The following is a 17,221-nucleotide window of genomic DNA, read 5'->3' on the forward strand; positions in this document are numbered from 1 at the left end:
GACTCGTACAGAGAAATCACTACAAATATTCAAATCTATTAATAACTTAGACGTTGACACACTAACTTGCCATCACTAAGTGGCAAAACAACGCAAAACTCAGCCAATAAAGGACAACAATCTCATACAACGCTGAGTGCCAACTTATTCCATACTAAAAGGAAGTAAGAGGAGAATCGTATGCTTAATATGGATTTTACCTGTCCATGCTTTATTGATTTGGCGACACAGGCATGGCAACAAAGTCCAAAGCCTGGCGTAACAAGGCAGCTGTTAGAACGCGAAAATGCAGAGTCAGGACACACTACCAGCATTGTTCGTTATCAGGCAGGGGCACACTTTGCGCCCCACTCTCATCCTCTTGGGGAAGAGATCTTTGTCTTAGAGGGCACATTCTCTGATGAACATGGTCATTACCCCGCGGGAAGCTACTTACGTAACCCACCCGGTAGCCAACACGCACCGTACAGTGAAAACGGCTGTCTACTGTTCGTAAAGCTGAATCAGTTTCATGAGTACGACACACAGGCGAGCTGTTCCTTCGTTCATCCGTTGTCAAACCTGCGATTACATCATTTTGCCAATCAAAACACCGACTATCACTACTACCCTTGCAGCACACTAATTCAGCTGAATCAGCACGCCACGCGATCAGAATTGTTACTTATTGAGGGCAGCTTACAACTGAATGGTGTCAACTATAACGCCCCCTATTGGGTTCGTATTCCGGTAGCAGTAACTATTAATATCGTCGCTAACCAACAGACTCGACTATTGATAATACAGCGTTAGCGCAACAAGCCCGCAACAGTCGCCACACCTAGAGATTACAGCGTAAAAACCCATAGGCTACAACACAGAAATTAACACTTCACATTTAAATTTAAATAGTGATTTATTCCAGTTTTTCGAACAAAAGCATGCCCAAGTCTTGCCTTTTTATTTTAGGATAGAGGCATCCCTTAGGAGGAGAATATGTCAATGATTAATCAAGATCGTCTAATCGAACACTTTATCGACATCGTTAAAATCGATAGTGAATCTGGTGACGAAAAAGCAATTTCTGAAGCACTGGCCGAGCAATTGGCGCAAATTGGCTTTGCTGTTGAAAAGCTTGCTGTTCCACAAGAGCTGTCTAACGGTTTTAATATCTACGCAAAACTGCCAGGCACACTGCCAGGAAGCGTCGTACTTAGCTGCCATATGGACACAGTAACGCCGGGTATTGGCATTGAGCCAGTGATTGAAGGTGACATCATTCGCTCTGCAGGCGAAACCATTCTTGGTGGCGATGACAAATCAGGCATCTCTGCGATTATCGAAGCTGTACGCAGCATCAAAGAGGCTGGTGCTGAACATCAAACTATCGAGCTTGCATTCACTGTATTCGAAGAAGGCGGTTTACACGGTTCACGTCAGTTCGATATGAGCAAAATCGAATCACGCGACGCTATCGTGTTTGATTCAGGCGGTGAGATCGGCACCATCATCACCGTGGCACCAGGCCAACAAAACATGAAAGTGACCATCACTGGCCGTCCAGCACATGCGGGTCTGGCACCAGAAGAAGGCATTAATGCACTCACCGTTGCAGCAACAGCGATAAGCCAAATGAATTTGTCACGCATCGACAAAGAGACCACGGCGAATATTGGTGTTGTTCATGGCGGTCTGGCGACAAACATTGTTATGCCTGAGCTAAAGCTAGAAGCTGAAGCACGCTCACTAGACGACGACAAGCTAGCTGCTCAAGTTGAGCATATGACCACCACGTTCGAAGCGGCAGCAAAAGAGCATGGTGCAGAGATTGAAATCATCTCTTCACGTGCCTACAACGCATTCCGTATTGCAGATACCGATCCATTAGTACAGAAAATCATGGCTGCGTTTGAAGCAAATGGCGTAGCACCATTTACTGATTCAACTGGCGGTGGTAGTGATGCAAACATCTTCAACGGTAAAGGGTTAAAAACGGTTAACCTATCTACTGGCATGGCGAAGGTACACACAACAGAAGAGTTCATTAAGATCTCTGATATGGTGAAAATTACAGACTTCCTGTACACCTATTTAACTCGCTAAATCACATAAAACAACAAGAGGTGGTCAATCACCGCTTCTTGTTGTTTCTATTCAGCCGATGAATAAGGCCGAGACCTTTCCTCTCGATATATCCCTCGCACGTATTTTCATAATCCTATTAGGGAATTACCCCCATAACTGAAAATCATCATTAAGCTTATTTCACAAGAGCCTAATGAAGAATTGTGCTGATTGCATGCGCGATAAAATCAAATTTGTTCCCTTTTTTACCCATTCTATGAATCAAAGTCACAATGATCCCGAAGCCCATCGCAGATCACACTTTGTAGCCCTGACGCCTCTCGCTCACGAACGTAAAATGCGATGGCAATGAACGTTTCGTGACACTTTTATTTCAATGGGATGAGTAGTATGGAATATTTAGACAGAATAAAACGTCTGGCTAAAGTACAGGGGATTAGTCAAAAGCAGCTCGGTGAAGCGCTTGGGTTGCAACAAGGCACCATGAGTCGAAAACTGTCTGGCAAGTACGGCATTGAAGTGCGTGAACTTGAGAAAATCGCGGCATCGCTGCAAACCACTATCGGTTACCTACTTACTGGTCAAGTCGATAGTGAAGCGCAACCAACCACCACACTAAACGAACACAATGGTCACACGCGTACCTACGTGCCCGTCATTAGCCGACGCGACTTTTCTTCGTTTAAGAACGGTGAAAAAGTTTCAGTCGTCAGTAAAAAGTCACTACCTGATCATATGAGTGGCGAAGAGTGCCTCGGCATTATTGTTGATAATGAAAACATCGCCCAATGCGCACCAATGGGCAGCTATGCATTAGCGACCTTAAAAGCGAAATACAAACCAAAGCAGCCTGTACTTGCTTCGGTTCGTGATAGCGAACCAGATTTTTATCACATGACGCAAATTGCCGATGGTGTCGTATTTTCCACATCACAACCCGATTTCCCAAATCTATTTGTTAGTCATGAAGAATACAAAATCCACGGGTATATTGTGCAATCAGAATGGCAATTTGAGCAATTTGCCAGCTAAGTACGCAAACGCGTCGTTGCATAACTAAAAAAAGCGATCAGATGATCGCTTTTTTATTTAACGCCGATATTGAGACAATACCTGATCAAGCCATTGCTTTGTTTCACAGCTCTGATGCTTCAACTCATTTGAGCCACGCGTGATCGTCGCAACGCCAACCCCCAGCAACTGGCTCATCTGGCGTTGACTCAACTCTCCTTTCAACAACTCATTGACAATATTTACACGACCTAATAGCGACTCGCGCTCATCGGGCGTTAGCAACAGTGTTAACAATTTATCGTCTTTACCCGCTTGCGTTGCCTGCCGCAACAGATCGATGACCTGTTGCCAATCAGTAAAATCCGCGCTATCTGCCATGATTCACCTATCTTTTTGCTGTTTTCCCTATTCTACCGTCTTTAGCTCTCCCAAAACAGCGCCTTGCTACCAGCCAGTGATCTCTGGCGACAAAGGCCTCATGCTGGACAAAATAATATACGGCTAGTAGTGACGCCGCTCTTCCTTTTCGGTTAGCAGGTGCAACGGCTGCTCCGCGAGTTTATTGTAATAAATCTCAAACATCAGCACATTCATCACGTAACCGCGTGTTTCATAAAAAGGAATCGCCTCAATGAACTCGTAAACATCCAGCTCACCAGCGCTATTTTTCAGCCATTGCCTTACTCGATGTGGGCCAGCATTATAAGACGCAAACGCCAAAATTCGATTGCCCTCCATCTCGGCTAACATATCAGTCAAATAGAGGCTTCCCAGCTGAATGTTAACCTCCGGCGTATAGAGCGAAGCGGTTCCCGAATACGCTAAGCGGTGCTTCTTTGCTGTTGCACGTGCGGTGGCGGGCATCAGTTGCATTAACCCCCGAGCACCCGCGTGCGACTCAACGACCGGATTAAAAGCACTCTCTTGGCGAGATATCGACATCAATGTCACGCTCGGCGTCCCTGTCTGCTTTGCCATATTGTCAAATTGCGCCTGATAAGCAGGTGGAAAACGTTGCGCTAAATGCTCCCAATGTTGCCCAGAAATCGTCGCCTCTACTGATTCAGCATACCAACCACGCTGTAATGCGGCCTGCGCTAATGCCAACTGCTGCGACGCTGCACTACGTCGCAATAAATATTGCCACTCCAGTCTGGCCGAACTTTGTTTATCAATTCGCTTTAGCTCTGTAATTCGTTCAAACGCGGGTAGGTATTTATCATCTAGTGGCAATAGTGTCACTTCATCTGGTGCAGGAAATTCAATCCCCTCATCAAGTAATGTTGCCGCCGCTGCACTGTAAAAGTGTCGCTGGCCTAGCAGGCTGCGCAATAAAGTTTCGCCAGCCATGTCTCCATTCTCAAGCAATAATTTGCCGCGCCAAAATACCCAACGCTGGGTTTGTTGCGCGGCATTTGGAAGACGCTGTATCCAGCGTAACGCCTCATCTCGCTCTGCATGGCGCAATGCCAGACGAATCCTACGCTCCAACAGCGTCACATCACGCGAAGTTAGTAATGCCCGGTCACGCCAAGCAACTAGCTCATCATCCTCGCTACTATACAGTTCACGAACCACCATCTCACGCAAAGCCTGAGTTTCTCTTTCATCAAAATGCTGTCCTTGCGCGACTTTGTTTAACTGGATAATGGCTTGCTTGATGTCTTGTTTTACCAATCGAGAAAACGCCAAACGAACTAGCTGCTGATTATGTAGCGTCACCTTGCTTTTTTTCGAAAACGCCCCCACCCCTGCAGGCTCGTCCAGCAGTGTCACCATCTGCTGCCCTTGATTACTCTGCGCCAGTGGTAACTTCTTATTTAGGTAGTTCAACCGTGCTTTGCTACCCGCTTCAAACACCAATAACATGCGTTGTAAAATCAACTCTCCCGTAAGCTGATTTGCTGCCTGCCACTTAGCCAGCAAAGGTCGACAATGTTCACTGATGCTGCGTCCCGTCAACCAAATCTGCTCAGCCCCTCGCCACGCGTCTTGATACTGACCCGTTTCCGCTTTCGCTTGGTAGTAATAGCAGCGATACAACTCCGTTCGTGGCGGCTGGGTTTGCAATAGCAAAAACTCGTCCCAACGCTGTTGCTCAGCCAATAAGCGCAGATAATCATCAACAACACGGGAGCGAAACGGCATATCAGGGTGTCGCGCAATGAACGCTTGTAAACTCTGTTGAGTTTGGGTCGCCAATTGAGCATTAAATGCCGCATAATCTAAATAGGGCCACAATGCATACTCGGATAACTGAGCACTAAGCAACTCAAACTGTTCCCAATCATTTGCCGCCAACGCCTCTTTCGCGGCAACGTAGCGCGTATAAGGTTCTACGGCTGCTTCCTCAATCACTGACTGGCTTGAAACCGCAAGTTGCGTTTGGGCTTCGCTATAACCAATCAAGCCCCCAGTCGCAACGCACGCTACAACGGCTATAGAAGTCAAACCAAATATTCGTCGCACGCCATTCATCCTTATCAATAGTAAATGTGCCCACAATGGCACCTTCATACTTATATCGCCTTTTTCTGTCTGTCAGCCTAATCCGCAACGCCAGTATCAATGAGCTTATAAAAACGCAAGCAGGCTTATAGTGTTATAGTGTTATAGCGCACAGCGACGATGATTTCCTGACATTTCAATATCAAAAATTATAAAGTCAGACACAGCAGAGGCAGACGATAAAAAGTGAGATAGTAACGTTATGCTTCTGGTGCAATTGTTAGACCTACGTCAATTAGCGACACCAAGATCCCACACTATGATATGGATCCAATCCGCAATTGAGGCAAGTTGAAATATGCATCTTAGGGGCATTTCGGTATATACTATCCCTTTCCGACTATCGTAAAGAGAACGCAATCAGTTATGGCTGAATACGTATATTCCATGTCGCGTGTGAGCAAAATCGTGCCACCAAAGCGACAAATCCTAAAAGATATTTCACTGTCGTTTTTCCCTGGCGCCAAAATTGGTGTTCTTGGCTTAAACGGTGCAGGTAAATCTACCCTGCTTCGCATCATGGCTGGCATCGATAAAGATATCGATGGTGAAGCGCGCCCAATGCCTGGCATCAATGTTGGCTACCTTCCGCAGGAACCACAACTTGATACCACAAAAACGGTACGTGAAGTGGTTGAAGAAGCGGTCGCTGATGTTGCGGGAGCTTTAACGCGTCTGGATGAAGTCTATGCCGCTTACGCCGAACCAGATGCTGACTTTGATGCTTTGGCAAAAGAACAAGGCGAGCTAGAAGCACTAATCCAAGCCAAAGATGGCCATAACCTCGATAACGCACTTGAGCGTGCAGCTGATGCACTGCGCCTTCCTGAGTGGGATGCTCTGGTCGAAAACCTATCTGGTGGTGAGCGCCGTCGTGTGGCTATCTGCCGCTTGCTTCTAGAGAAGCCAGACATGCTACTGCTCGACGAACCAACGAACCACTTGGATGCCGAGTCTGTCGGCTGGTTAGAGCGCTTCTTGGTCGATTACAACGGTACCGTGGTGGCGATCACCCACGACCGTTACTTCCTTGATAACGCCGCAGGTTGGATCCTTGAGCTTGACCGTGGTGAAGGTATTCCATGGCAAGGTAACTACACCTCGTGGCTTGAGCAAAAAGATGCACGTCTGAAACAAGAAGCATCGCAAGAGAATGCTCGCCAAAAGACCATCGAAAAAGAGCTTGAGTGGGTTCGTCAAAACCCGAAAGGTCGTCAGTCTAAGTCGAAAGCACGTATGGCGCGCTTCGAAGAGCTGAATAACACTGAACATCAAAAACGTAATGAAACCAACGAACTCTTTATCCCACCAGGCGAGCGTCTCGGTGATAAAGTCGTGGAAGTGAAAAACCTGACCAAGTCATTTGGCGATCGTGTCTTAATTGAAGACCTATCGTTCAGCATGCCTAAAGGGGCGATTGTCGGTATTATCGGTGCTAACGGTGCAGGTAAATCAACCCTGTTCAAGATGCTAAGTGGTACAGAGCAACCTGATTCAGGCACTATCGAACTGGGTGAAACGGTTAAGCTCGCTTCTGTTGATCAATTCCGTGACGCAATGGACGACAGCAAAACTGTCTACCAAGAGATCTCTGAAGGCGCGGATATCATCAAGATCAACAACTTTGAAATCCCAGCTCGTGCATACTGCTCGCGCTTTAACTTCAAAGGTAGCGATCAACAGAAGATCATCGGTGAGTTGTCTGGTGGTGAGCGTAACCGCGTCCACTTAGCCAAGCTACTGAAAACTGGCGGAAACGTTCTTCTACTCGATGAACCAACCAATGACCTTGATGTTGAAACCCTACGTGCACTAGAAGAAGCCCTGTTAGAGTTCCCAGGTTGTGCCATGGTTATCTCGCACGACCGTTGGTTCCTAGACCGTATTGCCACCCACATTCTTGACTACCGTGATGAAGGCCAAGTCAACTTCTTCGAAGGTAACTACAACGAATATTCAGAGTGGTTGAAGAAAACTATCGGTGCAGCAGCCGCTGAGCCGCATCGCGTGAAATATAAGCGTATCACGAAGTAATTCCCCCAAAGGCCGCCTCGCGGCCTTTTTCTCCTTTATCACGGCTCCATCCTCCCGCGGCTTATCCTTCGGCTAAGTGCGATATCACTCGAAGTTTCCTGTCATGCGCGCCATTTTCACGCCATTGCAGTTAATAAACCGCTCGTTAAACTGGAATCAGTATCACAGCCGACGCTATACTATTGCCAACAAATGCAATTAAAGGCATATAAGATCCCTTCATGAACACAACGTTTCGTTCTTCAAACCTACCCAGCCTAGTCTCTTGTTGTGCTGATTGGCATCCATGGCCTAAAACACTCGCGCTGATTGCCCTAGCAACATTTATCACTCTGCTGTGTGGTTATCGCTTTCTGCTCAATAACAGTGAACAGGAAAATAGCGAATTAAAGCACACCTTGGCTCAGCAACAGCAAGAGAACCTGCAACTCATCCAGCATCAACAGCAATTGCAGTTCGATAATCAACAACAACGACAGCAGCTGGAACAGCGCGATAACACCGTGCTCAATCAGAAAATGCAGCTCTCAATGTTACATGAGCGCATTGAGTATGTTGAGCAGGCTATGGGCTTACATGGCCCTTTGCAGCGACCAAACAAAAGTATCGAAGATAAGCTCGACACTGCCGTTATCAATAGCGCCGTTCGCAGCACGATGTTGCGCCTAATTCCGAGCGGCGATCCGATAGACAGTGACCACCGCTCTTCAGGTTATGGGCAGCGCAAGCATCCTGTGACGGGAATGACCAAACAACATTTGGGTCTCGATCTTAGTGCCAATATGGGCACCCCTATCTATGCTCCGGCTGATGGGGTAATCGAATCAACCCGTTTAAGTCGTCAAGGGTATGGCAACCTCGTTCGACTGCAACATGCGTTTGGCTTTATGACGGTCTATGCCCACCTGAGCAAATTCAATGTTGAAGTGGGGCAGTTTGTGCACAAAGGTGAACTGATTGCTTGGTCGGGGAACTCTGGGCTATCCACTGGCCCTCATCTGCATTACGAAATTCGTTTTCTTGGCCGGGCACTTAATCCGACGCCCTTTATTGAATGGCAAGCAGATAACTTTGATCGCCTATTTCAACATGAGAAAAGTATTGGCTGGCGTAACATGGTAGAAGTGATGGCTGACGCAATGATCATACCAAGCCCATTACGCCAAGCACCAATAGAAGAACCCGCCTTGGCCATTCTGGATCACGCTTACCCTAAACATGAAAGTTAATACGACGATTTATCTAATCACCAAGCCAAGCTTGGGGTGGCTGGCATGAACGTATCCTTACCCGGAGAGCTAATCGCATAATGGTTGCGCAGGTTTTAGCATGACTCGATAAGCATAGGTGCTACCCGTTAACTGGAACGCCTCATGCACACTCGGACTCCAAGAGTCATCGCCTCCCACCCCCATATGTTTATGGTCCAGACGAACGTAGATCTTCTTCTCGGTCACCAATTCGTTGCTGTGCTTTGCTGCCGCCAACTGGGCTTGGGCATACTGACTAACACTAAATTGAAAATCGCCACGAATCTCCAAATCATTGATTAGCAGCATACGTGTCCCACAGCGCAACCCACTATCGGTAGGGAAAATGTACGGGGTATGCATCTGTTCAAGGGGTTGTGTGTATAGACCAAAGCGCGCTGCCGCTTGACGATCAGGGTAGTTTTCAAATGGCCCCAACCCCTGCCAAGTAATGGTGGTATTCGGTTCATTCAATGGCAGTTGTAGCTCCAAGCCGATACGCGGCATTGGCGGTAAGCTGCTCGCCAATTTTACTTCCACCGCCAATTGCACCTCACCATTGTCACTCAGCGTATAAACCCAGTGTGTTATTGCTTGCACTTCTCCATTAAAGCGATAAGCGAACGTTGACGTCACGTTTACACTGTGGGCCAAGACGTCACTATGGCAAGCTGTGCATTCGCGCTCCCAGTGACCAATACCCGCCATATGCCAACGACATGCCCATGCATTTGGATCAACGTTATCAACTTCACTGACTCCGATATCATTATCTAACGGCGCACGAAAGAAATTATCTTGTGGCGCTGCCAGCATTTGAGGCTCGCCATCCACGTTCCAGTCCGTCATCAAACCCACACGACGATCCCAGCACCACTGATATCGCTCATCCGTGCTGGTTACCAGAATTGCACTACCGTGCTGACGCATTTGCGGTGCAGCAGAATAATCAGCACGTGGCACAACCAACCCCATTTGATTGCGTAACGCAAACTGCTCTGTTGCACAGACATGGCCAGCGGCTGCCCACGCAGTGGCATTTAGCAAAACCACCTCGGTATTTAAATGGTAGTGCGCTTGCGCTTTTGGCTGGAAATCCAACGCAACGTTAACCACCTGTTGGCTATCGGCTTCCAATGTGAGAACAAAGCTGCCGGACTGAATCACCTCTCCATTCTGCAACAAGGACCAGTTTAACTGCTCGTTGTCGGTCGCACGGTATAGGTGCTCGTTGGTCACTAACAAATCACACTGCGTCTGCGTTTGTGCTTGTAGGGAGACGGTAATCATACGTTGACAATACTTCGCCTCTTCTATCGTAGGGTGAAGGGTGCGATCGGGAAAAAGCAAGCCATTAATACAGAACTGACGGTCGTTAATTTCATCACCAAAATCACCACCATAAGCCCAAAAGTGCTGCCCATTGTCATCCCGCTGACTCAAGCCTTGGTCGACCCAGTCCCAGATAAAGCCACCCTGCAAACGCGGGAATTCACGAAACGCATCCCAGTAATCATTAAAGCTTCCTAAACTGTTCCCCATTGCATGGGCATATTCACACAGAATAAGTGGACGGGTTTCATTGGGTAGCGAAATCCACTTTTTGAGCGGCCATTTCGGTACCGCGTCGTCTTCAATTAGCGTATTTACTCGCGCATACATCGGCGCAATAATGTCTGTTGCTGTCGAGTTAGCTCCCCCACCCTCATACTGAACTGGACGTGATGGATCGTACTGTTTAGACCACGCATACATGGCGTTATGGTTGCTGCCATGCCCCGATTCATTGCCCAATGACCACAAAATAATTGATGGGTGGTTCTTATCACGCATCACCATCTGTGTATAGCGACTCATGTATGCATGCGCCCATTGAGGATCACTGGACAGTCGATTCATCGGCTGCATACCATGCGTTTCAATATTGGCCTCATCACACACATACAATCCATACTGATCACACAATTCATACCAGCGAGGATGATTCGGATAATGGGCGGTACGAACCGCATTAAAGTTATTTTGCTTCATTAAGCAGATATCACGAATCATATCCTCGTCGGTCATTACATGGCCCAGCTCTGGGTGGTGTTCGTGACGATTCACACCGCGGATCAGGAGTGGTTTGCCGTTAAGTATTAACTGCCCAGCACTGATCTCAACTTTACGAAATCCCACTTGGTATGCTTCGCTCTCTAAATGCTGCCCATCTTCACTCAGTAGTGATACCACTAACCGGTACAGATTGGGCGTTTCTGCCGTCCATTTATTGGGCGCTTGAACATGCAAAGTTTGAAAGACAACATCACTCCAAGAGCCACGCTCATCAATACGGAGATTGTGTGGCGATGCAATACTCGGTGCAGTGACTGCCTCTTTACCCTCAAACAACTGCACTTGAACCTGACAGGTTTCGGGGGCAGAAATAGTTGTAACAATAGACAGTGACCCATCACGGTAGCATGCATCTAAATCTGGCGTGATAAACACATCCTCAATGCAATGCTGCGGTTTCGCCAACAAAGTAACATCGCGGAAAATACCGCTTAACCACCACATATCTTGATCTTCTAAATAACTACCATCACACCAGCGCATCACCATCACTGCCAATGTATTTTCGCCGGCAACAAGGTAAGGAGTTAAATCGAATTCAGCCGGGAGTCGGCTATCTTGACTGTAGCCAACCCAGTCACCATTACACCAAAGATGAAACGCCGAGTTCACGCCATCGAAAATGAGCCGTTGTACATTGATCAATTCAAGGTCGGTTAATGAGAATGTCGTGCGATAACAGCCTGTCGGGTTCTCAGCAGGGACGAATGGGGGGGTCACCTCAAAGGGGTATTTTACATTGGCATAAATCGGCTTATCGTAACCTTGGCATTGCCAGTTCGATGGGACGGTAATGTTGTCCCAATGAGTGTCATTGAAGGCGGGTTGAATGAAAGTACCATCTACTTGCTCTGGGCTATCGAAAAGTTTGAACGTCCACTGACCATTTAGTGGCCGGCGCTGCATGTATCTATCATCCAGCGCATGGTCAGGGTGGCGGAAGCTAGAAAGCGGGCTGTGTGCTTTCAGACAGTGAATACTCACTGATTGCGGGTTTTCCCAATCGCGTCGCTGGAGAATGTCTGAAAATGCCGTCATTGTTTTCCTACCCTACTTTCCGTGTCTAATTTGTGCCATTGCGGGAAAGCAGTGTAAATAAAGACTGGAAACGTTTACATGACAGAATTGGCATTTTCCTCGTTGACGTGTATTTTTTGCCATTTAGTGTGAGAGCGATCGCCTATAAGGCTTAAACCTCGTTTAGAATTTCAACCGCTTGGTCCAGCTTAGAAACAGGATAGATTTTCATCCCTTCAATTCCTCCTTTCGGCATATTCGCCGCAGGAACAATGGCAGACTTAAAGCCATGTTTAAACGCTTCCATTAAGCGCTCTTGCCCACTAGGCACCGGACGGATCTCTCCTGCCAGTCCCACCTCACCAAACACCACCAGATCTTGCGGCAATGCACGATCACGAAAACTTGAAATTAATGCCATAATAAGCGCCAGATCGGCACTGGTTTCCGTTACTTTTACGCCACCGACGACGTTCACAAACACATCCTGATCGGCCATCTGTAAGCCACCATGCTTGTGCAACACTGCCAGTAAGATCGCCAGGCGGTTTTGCTCTAAACCAACGGCGACACGGCGCGGATTGGCCATTTGTGAATAGTCTACCAACGCTTGGATCTCGACCAATAGTGGGCGCGTGCCTTCCCACACCACCATGACTGAACTCCCTGAGGTCTGCTCTTCACCCCGAGTAAGAAATATCGCCGATGGGTTGGTCACTTCACGCATTCCTTTATCGGTCATTGCAAATACGCCAAGTTCATTAATCGCACCGAAGCGGTTTTTGTGGCTACGTAAGGTTCTAAACCGCGTATCGCTGCCACCATCTAACAAAATTGAGCAATCAATACAGTGCTCAAGCACTTTAGGGCCCGCCAAAGAGCCATCTTTGGTAACATGGCCCACCATAAATACGGCGACATTGTTCTGCTTGGCAAAGCGCGTCAGCGCAGATGCCGACTCCCTCACTTGCGCCACACTACCCGGCGAAGATTGGACGTCATTGACATGCATCACCTGTATGGAGTCAATAACCATGATTTTCGGTTTCTCTTGTTGAGCCACCGTACAGATATTTTCAACACTGGTTTCTGACAACATTTTAAGGCGATCTTTGGGTAAACCAAGCCGCGAGGCACGCATCGCAACTTGCTGTAATGACTCTTCGCCCGTCACGTACAAGGTTGGCATCTGTGCCGCAAGCCAGCACATGGTTTGTAGCAATAGCGTACTTTTGCCCGCGCCAGGGCTTCCACCAATCAAAATAGCGCCACCCGGCACAACACCACCGCCCAATACCCGATCGAGCTCTTTAAACCCTGAACTAAAGCGAGGCACCTCCTGCAAATCAATGTCAGATAACACCTGCACCTTGCCTTCGGCTTGACCGGCATAACCGCCATATTTCTCGTTACGTGCGACCTGCGGTGATGCTGCCATTCGCACCTCAGTGATGGTATTCCATGCGCCGCAGGCACTGCACTGCCCTTGCCAACGAGGGAAATCTGCACCGCAATCATTACAAACATAAGCGCGTTTTGCTTTAGCCATGGCTCTTTCTTAACTCCAATGCATCCGGCGACATCTATGTCAGCCGTCGTTTAATAACTTACTCAATAATATTGCGTTGTTTCGCCAGAATTGCGGTAAACTAGCCGCAAGTTGTTGAATGAAATGGACTGTTTAACCGATATCGCTATGTCTCTGGATGACCATAAACACATAATAGAAAAGCTTATTCCACTCCACGATAGTGAAGACTTTGACGGCATGCTCGACTTTCTAATGGAAAAAGATGCCCCATCGGTTCGCCTCTTGGTGAAAATAGAAATAAAGCGACTAATGTCATTGTGCCATAAAAAGGTCGACCTGCGCGGGCGCGTATCAGGCCAATGCCGAGAATATACCCTGCATGGCAATACACATTGGTTAGATGATGTTGCTTACAACCTTTACTTACGTCGCATAAAATTCTATGGCTACCAGTTTCGAGAAGGACTGTATCAAGAGCTACTCAATACGCGCAATAACTTTCGCGTCATGCATCAACATGAGGTGATAAGCACAGATTCAAATCAGCATCATCTTTGTGCCGACAACGACACACTTGTCGCCACTAAAGTCCAGTTTGGTAGTTATCTGCAGCGCAGCGAAAACCGTCTCTATGTGGCAACCCCAATCGAAATCATGCTGCCATTCAAACAAAAAGTAAATGGCAAAACACAAGACTTATCCCCCAGTGGCGGCAAATTCAAAGTCCCCGCCTCGTTTAACTACATTCTTGGCCAAACGGTTACTGTTACCTTTCCCAAGCTAGCACAAAGCGCAGCACAAGCGGATCTTGCCGAAGGCATTCCCTATCGAATCTTAGGCATCGACCCATGTGACAATGATGGGGAGTGTTGGTTACGGGTAAAGGCACTCCAAGGAATGGATATAATCCGGCTCGCGATTGATAAGGTAACCGAAAAAACGGCATCTCGATTAAAAAGAAACATCGATGATATCGCCCATCAAGCTCGCACGCGCGGCTACGAAAACTGCTACCTGAAACACACCACGACGTTGCCTGTCTACCTTGCACAACAAGACATTGCACATATTTTATTGACCACCCAAAACCAGCACATTTGGCAATATTGGCATGATGAGCGCAATCTGCCCGTATTGCAGCATCTGCTCAGCCCACAACGGATGAAGCTGCTAGGTAAGCCAGGGTTAACTCAAAGCAGTACGTTGATTTATAGCTTTGCTCATACGCACAACAGCAAACATTTTTTTTATTCTGCTGCGTTGTCAGAAATGGATAGTGAACAACGTCGTCTGTTCTGGTTACTTGGCTCTAAACGCCCAAGTTGGCGCGTTTTTCGTGTATCTGTTTATCCACTGCTTGAGCAGGATTACCAACGGATGGATAGTGTCGCGCCAGATCTTAACGGTGAATTTACCCGCCTGAGTCATGTTGCCATGATCGAAGATCTGACCACAACGCAAGGGCAACAAGATTATCAGGCCACGGCAAAACCGACCATCGGTGCCAAAGCACTTAACCGTTATCTTCACCCTCGCGAGACGCTTAGCCAAGATCTATGTCGCTACTTTGACCCACGTCCTCAACGTGGTGAACATCGTTACCAGTTTAGAACAGCGCTGACGCTACATTATGCAGATAATCAAAGCCTAAAAACTCACACTGCTGATATCTCTTCACAAGGAATCAATATTGTTTTGCCGCACCCTATCGCACTCACTCGCGATGAGAAAGTACGAGTTTCATTGACGGAACTAAGCAAAAGCAGTGCTGGTAACCTACTGCATAAAGTACCTTATCGATGCGTACGCATTTCTCGAGATGGGCGCAGCATGACACTCGCTACCTTGGATGATGCCCATAAAGGCATCCGCTTTTTAGCGCGATTATTAGAAAAAAATCACGACAAGCTGCAGCTTATTGAAGAAAACATTAGCCATAAAACGCTGCTGCTTGCGTTATATCAAGCATTACTCAGCCGCTTATCTTGTTTACCATTTTTTGCAGAACGAGCACAACATCGCTTAAATTTACGCGCCATTGGACATAATTTACCGCTACGGGGCTTAGGCAAAAAGATCGCTGAACTTAGCCTGTCTGCTGGCGGCAATGCTGAACATTACAACTTAGATCCCCTATTCAAAGGGTACATTAAGCCATTATTAACCGACCCATTGCGCTTTATTGAACCAGTACGTAGTCGCAGCAATGACATTTACCTTCACTTAGATAAGCAAGATGGTGAAATTGTCAGCAGCCATGTCAAACTTGCCACTGCGTTTAACTCCATTGAACAACGCATCGAGTTCATTCAACAAGCACAAAAGGCTGGAGGGTTTATCGCATTGCGCATCAGTGCTGTACCAATGAAAAGCGCACTCACGTTACTGACCAGCGATCTCTTAACTGAGTTATCGAGACAAACCTTGCACCGTGCACAACAGCTTGAAAATGAATTCAACGCTCTAATGGGCTGTGGGGAGATCGTTGATATTAGTGAAGAGGTGTTAACCCGGCTCCACCTAAATTCACGTTAGTGCTTTCAGGTAGAGCTTGGACTTGAGGTTAGAGGGTACGCCAACTCAATCGTTGTGGTAACAGTGACGCCGAAAGTATGCACATCACTCCAGTTAAGTCGCTGTGCCGAACCGCTTGCTGAGCCTGCGCGACAACACGCGGCTTAGCATGGTAAGCAACCCCTAACCCTGCCGCCTGCATCATCACCAAATCGTTAGCCCCATCACCAACGGCGATGGTATTATAACGCGGAAGGTCATAGGTATCAGCAAGTTCATGCAAGACATCGGCTTTTCGCTGTGCATCAACCACACGGCCTAACACTTGCCCTGTCAGCTTGCCATTTTTCACTTCAAGTTGATTAGATTCGGCATAATCAAGTTGTAGCATCTCTTTAAGGTGGTCAGAAAAATGGGTGAAACCACCAGACGCCACTGCCACTCGCCAACCACAGTGATGCAAGGTGGCTGCCAGCCCACCCATTCCTGGCATCAAGGGTAAACGGGAGCGGACCTGACCCAATATCGCGGCATCTGCTCCAGCTAAGGTTGCGACACGTTGACGCAAACTTTGCTCGAAATCTAACTCCCCTTGCATTGCACGCTCAGTAACTGCTGCAACCTCTTCCCCCACACCGGCTAAACGGGCGATTTCATCAATGCACTCAATTTTAATCGCCGTTGAGTCCATATCAAATAGTGCCAAACCCGGCTCAGATAGGTCTGGAAGATCGCTCAAAGTGGCACAATCAAGTCCCATTGCATCAACAATGGTGGCGACCTCTGCGGTTAATTCTCCCGATAGCAATAAGACCTCATACCGCCCCACTTGCCAACTGCATAATACGTGCGGCTGTTCACCAGTAAATGCCGCGACATCATCTAGGTGTGCGGGGAGTAAATAAGGACCAAAGAGAAGCCAACTCGGCCCAGATAGTGCGTATCGAGAGGTTCCTCGCTGCGAAGGAAAGCGCGATAGCAATCCGGTGTGTTTTCTAATTTTCCAGGGTGCGAATCCATTCATACTCTGTTTCCTTTGATAAAGTCACGCGACTTGCTTTTTTCCCAAGCTGGCATCACTATTAGTCCATTACCCATACGGTTGATCCCGATTTTTTGTGATCGACCTTGCAAATCACATCGGCTGATGCCAAACAATGTATAGTAATTTGCA

At 47.5% G+C, this 17,221-nt stretch carries 11 protein-coding genes; 6 read left to right on the forward strand and 5 right to left on the reverse strand.

The window, feature by feature from the left end; genetic code table 11:
* Positions 1-180 precede the first annotated feature (180 nt).
* From ACKLNH_RS14250 to ACKLNH_RS14260, 3 genes are all read left to right on the forward strand, one after another.
* Positions 181-792, forward strand: a complete 612-nt coding sequence (locus ACKLNH_RS14250; RefSeq protein ID WP_413112935.1) for a cupin domain-containing protein — start codon at positions 181-183, stop codon at positions 790-792.
* Between the two features lie 183 nt (positions 793-975).
* Positions 976-2,082 (forward strand): M20/M25/M40 family metallo-hydrolase, encoded by a 1,107-nt coding sequence (locus ACKLNH_RS14255; RefSeq protein ID WP_413112936.1) that lies wholly within the window; start codon positions 976-978, stop codon positions 2,080-2,082.
* 372 nt (positions 2,083-2,454) lie between these two features.
* Positions 2,455-3,096: a helix-turn-helix domain-containing protein gene (locus tag ACKLNH_RS14260; protein ID WP_413112937.1), complete on the forward strand. Its 642-nt coding sequence runs from the start codon at positions 2,455-2,457 to the stop codon at positions 3,094-3,096.
* 57 nt (positions 3,097-3,153) lie between these two features.
* Here ACKLNH_RS14260 and trpR read toward each other — a convergent pair whose 3' ends face one another.
* Positions 3,154-3,456, reverse strand: coding sequence for a trp operon repressor (trpR, locus tag ACKLNH_RS14265; protein WP_413112938.1), 303 nt, complete (start codon positions 3,454-3,456; stop codon positions 3,154-3,156).
* Between the two features lie 123 nt (positions 3,457-3,579).
* Positions 3,580-5,547 (reverse strand): transglycosylase SLT domain-containing protein, encoded by a 1,968-nt coding sequence (locus tag ACKLNH_RS14270; protein WP_413112939.1) that lies wholly within the window; start codon positions 5,545-5,547, stop codon positions 3,580-3,582.
* A gap of 405 nt (positions 5,548-5,952) precedes the next feature.
* On the opposite strand from ACKLNH_RS14270, the gene ettA reads away from it, so the two are divergent.
* Both ettA and ACKLNH_RS14280 read left to right on the forward strand, forming a co-directional pair.
* A complete protein-coding gene (ettA, locus tag ACKLNH_RS14275; protein ID WP_413112940.1) occupies positions 5,953-7,620 on the forward strand; it encodes an energy-dependent translational throttle protein EttA in 1,668 nt (555 codons plus the stop codon).
* 221 nt (positions 7,621-7,841) lie between these two features.
* Positions 7,842-8,849: a M23 family metallopeptidase gene (locus tag ACKLNH_RS14280; RefSeq protein WP_413112941.1), complete on the forward strand. Its 1,008-nt coding sequence runs from the start codon at positions 7,842-7,844 to the stop codon at positions 8,847-8,849.
* A gap of 69 nt (positions 8,850-8,918) precedes the next feature.
* Here ACKLNH_RS14280 and ACKLNH_RS14285 read toward each other — a convergent pair whose 3' ends face one another.
* Positions 8,919-12,023 (reverse strand): beta-galactosidase, encoded by a 3,105-nt coding sequence (locus ACKLNH_RS14285; RefSeq protein WP_413112942.1) that lies wholly within the window; start codon positions 12,021-12,023, stop codon positions 8,919-8,921.
* Between the two features lie 151 nt (positions 12,024-12,174).
* A complete protein-coding gene (gene radA, locus ACKLNH_RS14290) occupies positions 12,175-13,551 on the reverse strand; it encodes a DNA repair protein RadA (RefSeq protein WP_413112943.1) in 1,377 nt (458 codons plus the stop codon).
* A 123-nt stretch (positions 13,552-13,674) separates the two neighbouring features.
* Here radA and ACKLNH_RS14295 point away from each other — a divergent pair, with 123 nt between their 5' ends.
* Entirely contained in the window at positions 13,675-16,068 is a 2,394-nt protein-coding gene (locus ACKLNH_RS14295; protein WP_413112944.1) for a PilZ domain-containing protein, read from the forward strand.
* 28 nt (positions 16,069-16,096) lie between these two features.
* Here the strand turns inward: ACKLNH_RS14295 and serB are convergent, their stop codons facing one another.
* On the reverse strand, positions 16,097-17,071 hold the full coding sequence (gene serB, locus ACKLNH_RS14300; RefSeq protein WP_413112945.1) for a phosphoserine phosphatase: 975 nt from the start codon (positions 17,069-17,071) through the stop codon (positions 16,097-16,099).
* Positions 17,072-17,221 lie beyond the last annotated feature (150 nt).

The organism is Thaumasiovibrio clandestinus (assembly GCF_047250365.1).
GTDB lineage: Bacteria > Pseudomonadota > Gammaproteobacteria > Enterobacterales > Vibrionaceae > Thaumasiovibrio.

Coding starts and splice junctions, on each gene's coding strand:
- ACKLNH_RS14280 (WP_413112941.1), top strand. CDS start 7,842: ATGAACACAACGTTTCGTTCTTCAAACCTACCCAGCCTAGTCTCTTGT.
- ettA (WP_413112940.1), top strand. CDS start 5,953: ATGGCTGAATACGTATATTCCATGTCGCGTGTGAGCAAAATCGTGCCA.
- ACKLNH_RS14250 (WP_413112935.1), top strand. CDS start 181: ATGCTTAATATGGATTTTACCTGTCCATGCTTTATTGATTTGGCGACA.
- ACKLNH_RS14295 (WP_413112944.1), top strand. CDS start 13,675: ATGGACTGTTTAACCGATATCGCTATGTCTCTGGATGACCATAAACAC.
- ACKLNH_RS14260 (WP_413112937.1), top strand. CDS start 2,455: ATGGAATATTTAGACAGAATAAAACGTCTGGCTAAAGTACAGGGGATT.
- ACKLNH_RS14285 (WP_413112942.1), bottom strand. CDS start 12,023: ATGACGGCATTTTCAGACATTCTCCAGCGACGCGATTGGGAAAACCCG.
- ACKLNH_RS14255 (WP_413112936.1), top strand. CDS start 976: ATGTCAATGATTAATCAAGATCGTCTAATCGAACACTTTATCGACATC.
- radA (WP_413112943.1), bottom strand. CDS start 13,551: ATGGCTAAAGCAAAACGCGCTTATGTTTGTAATGATTGCGGTGCAGAT.
- trpR (WP_413112938.1), bottom strand. CDS start 3,456: ATGGCAGATAGCGCGGATTTTACTGATTGGCAACAGGTCATCGATCTG.
- serB (WP_413112945.1), bottom strand. CDS start 17,071: ATGAATGGATTCGCACCCTGGAAAATTAGAAAACACACCGGATTGCTA.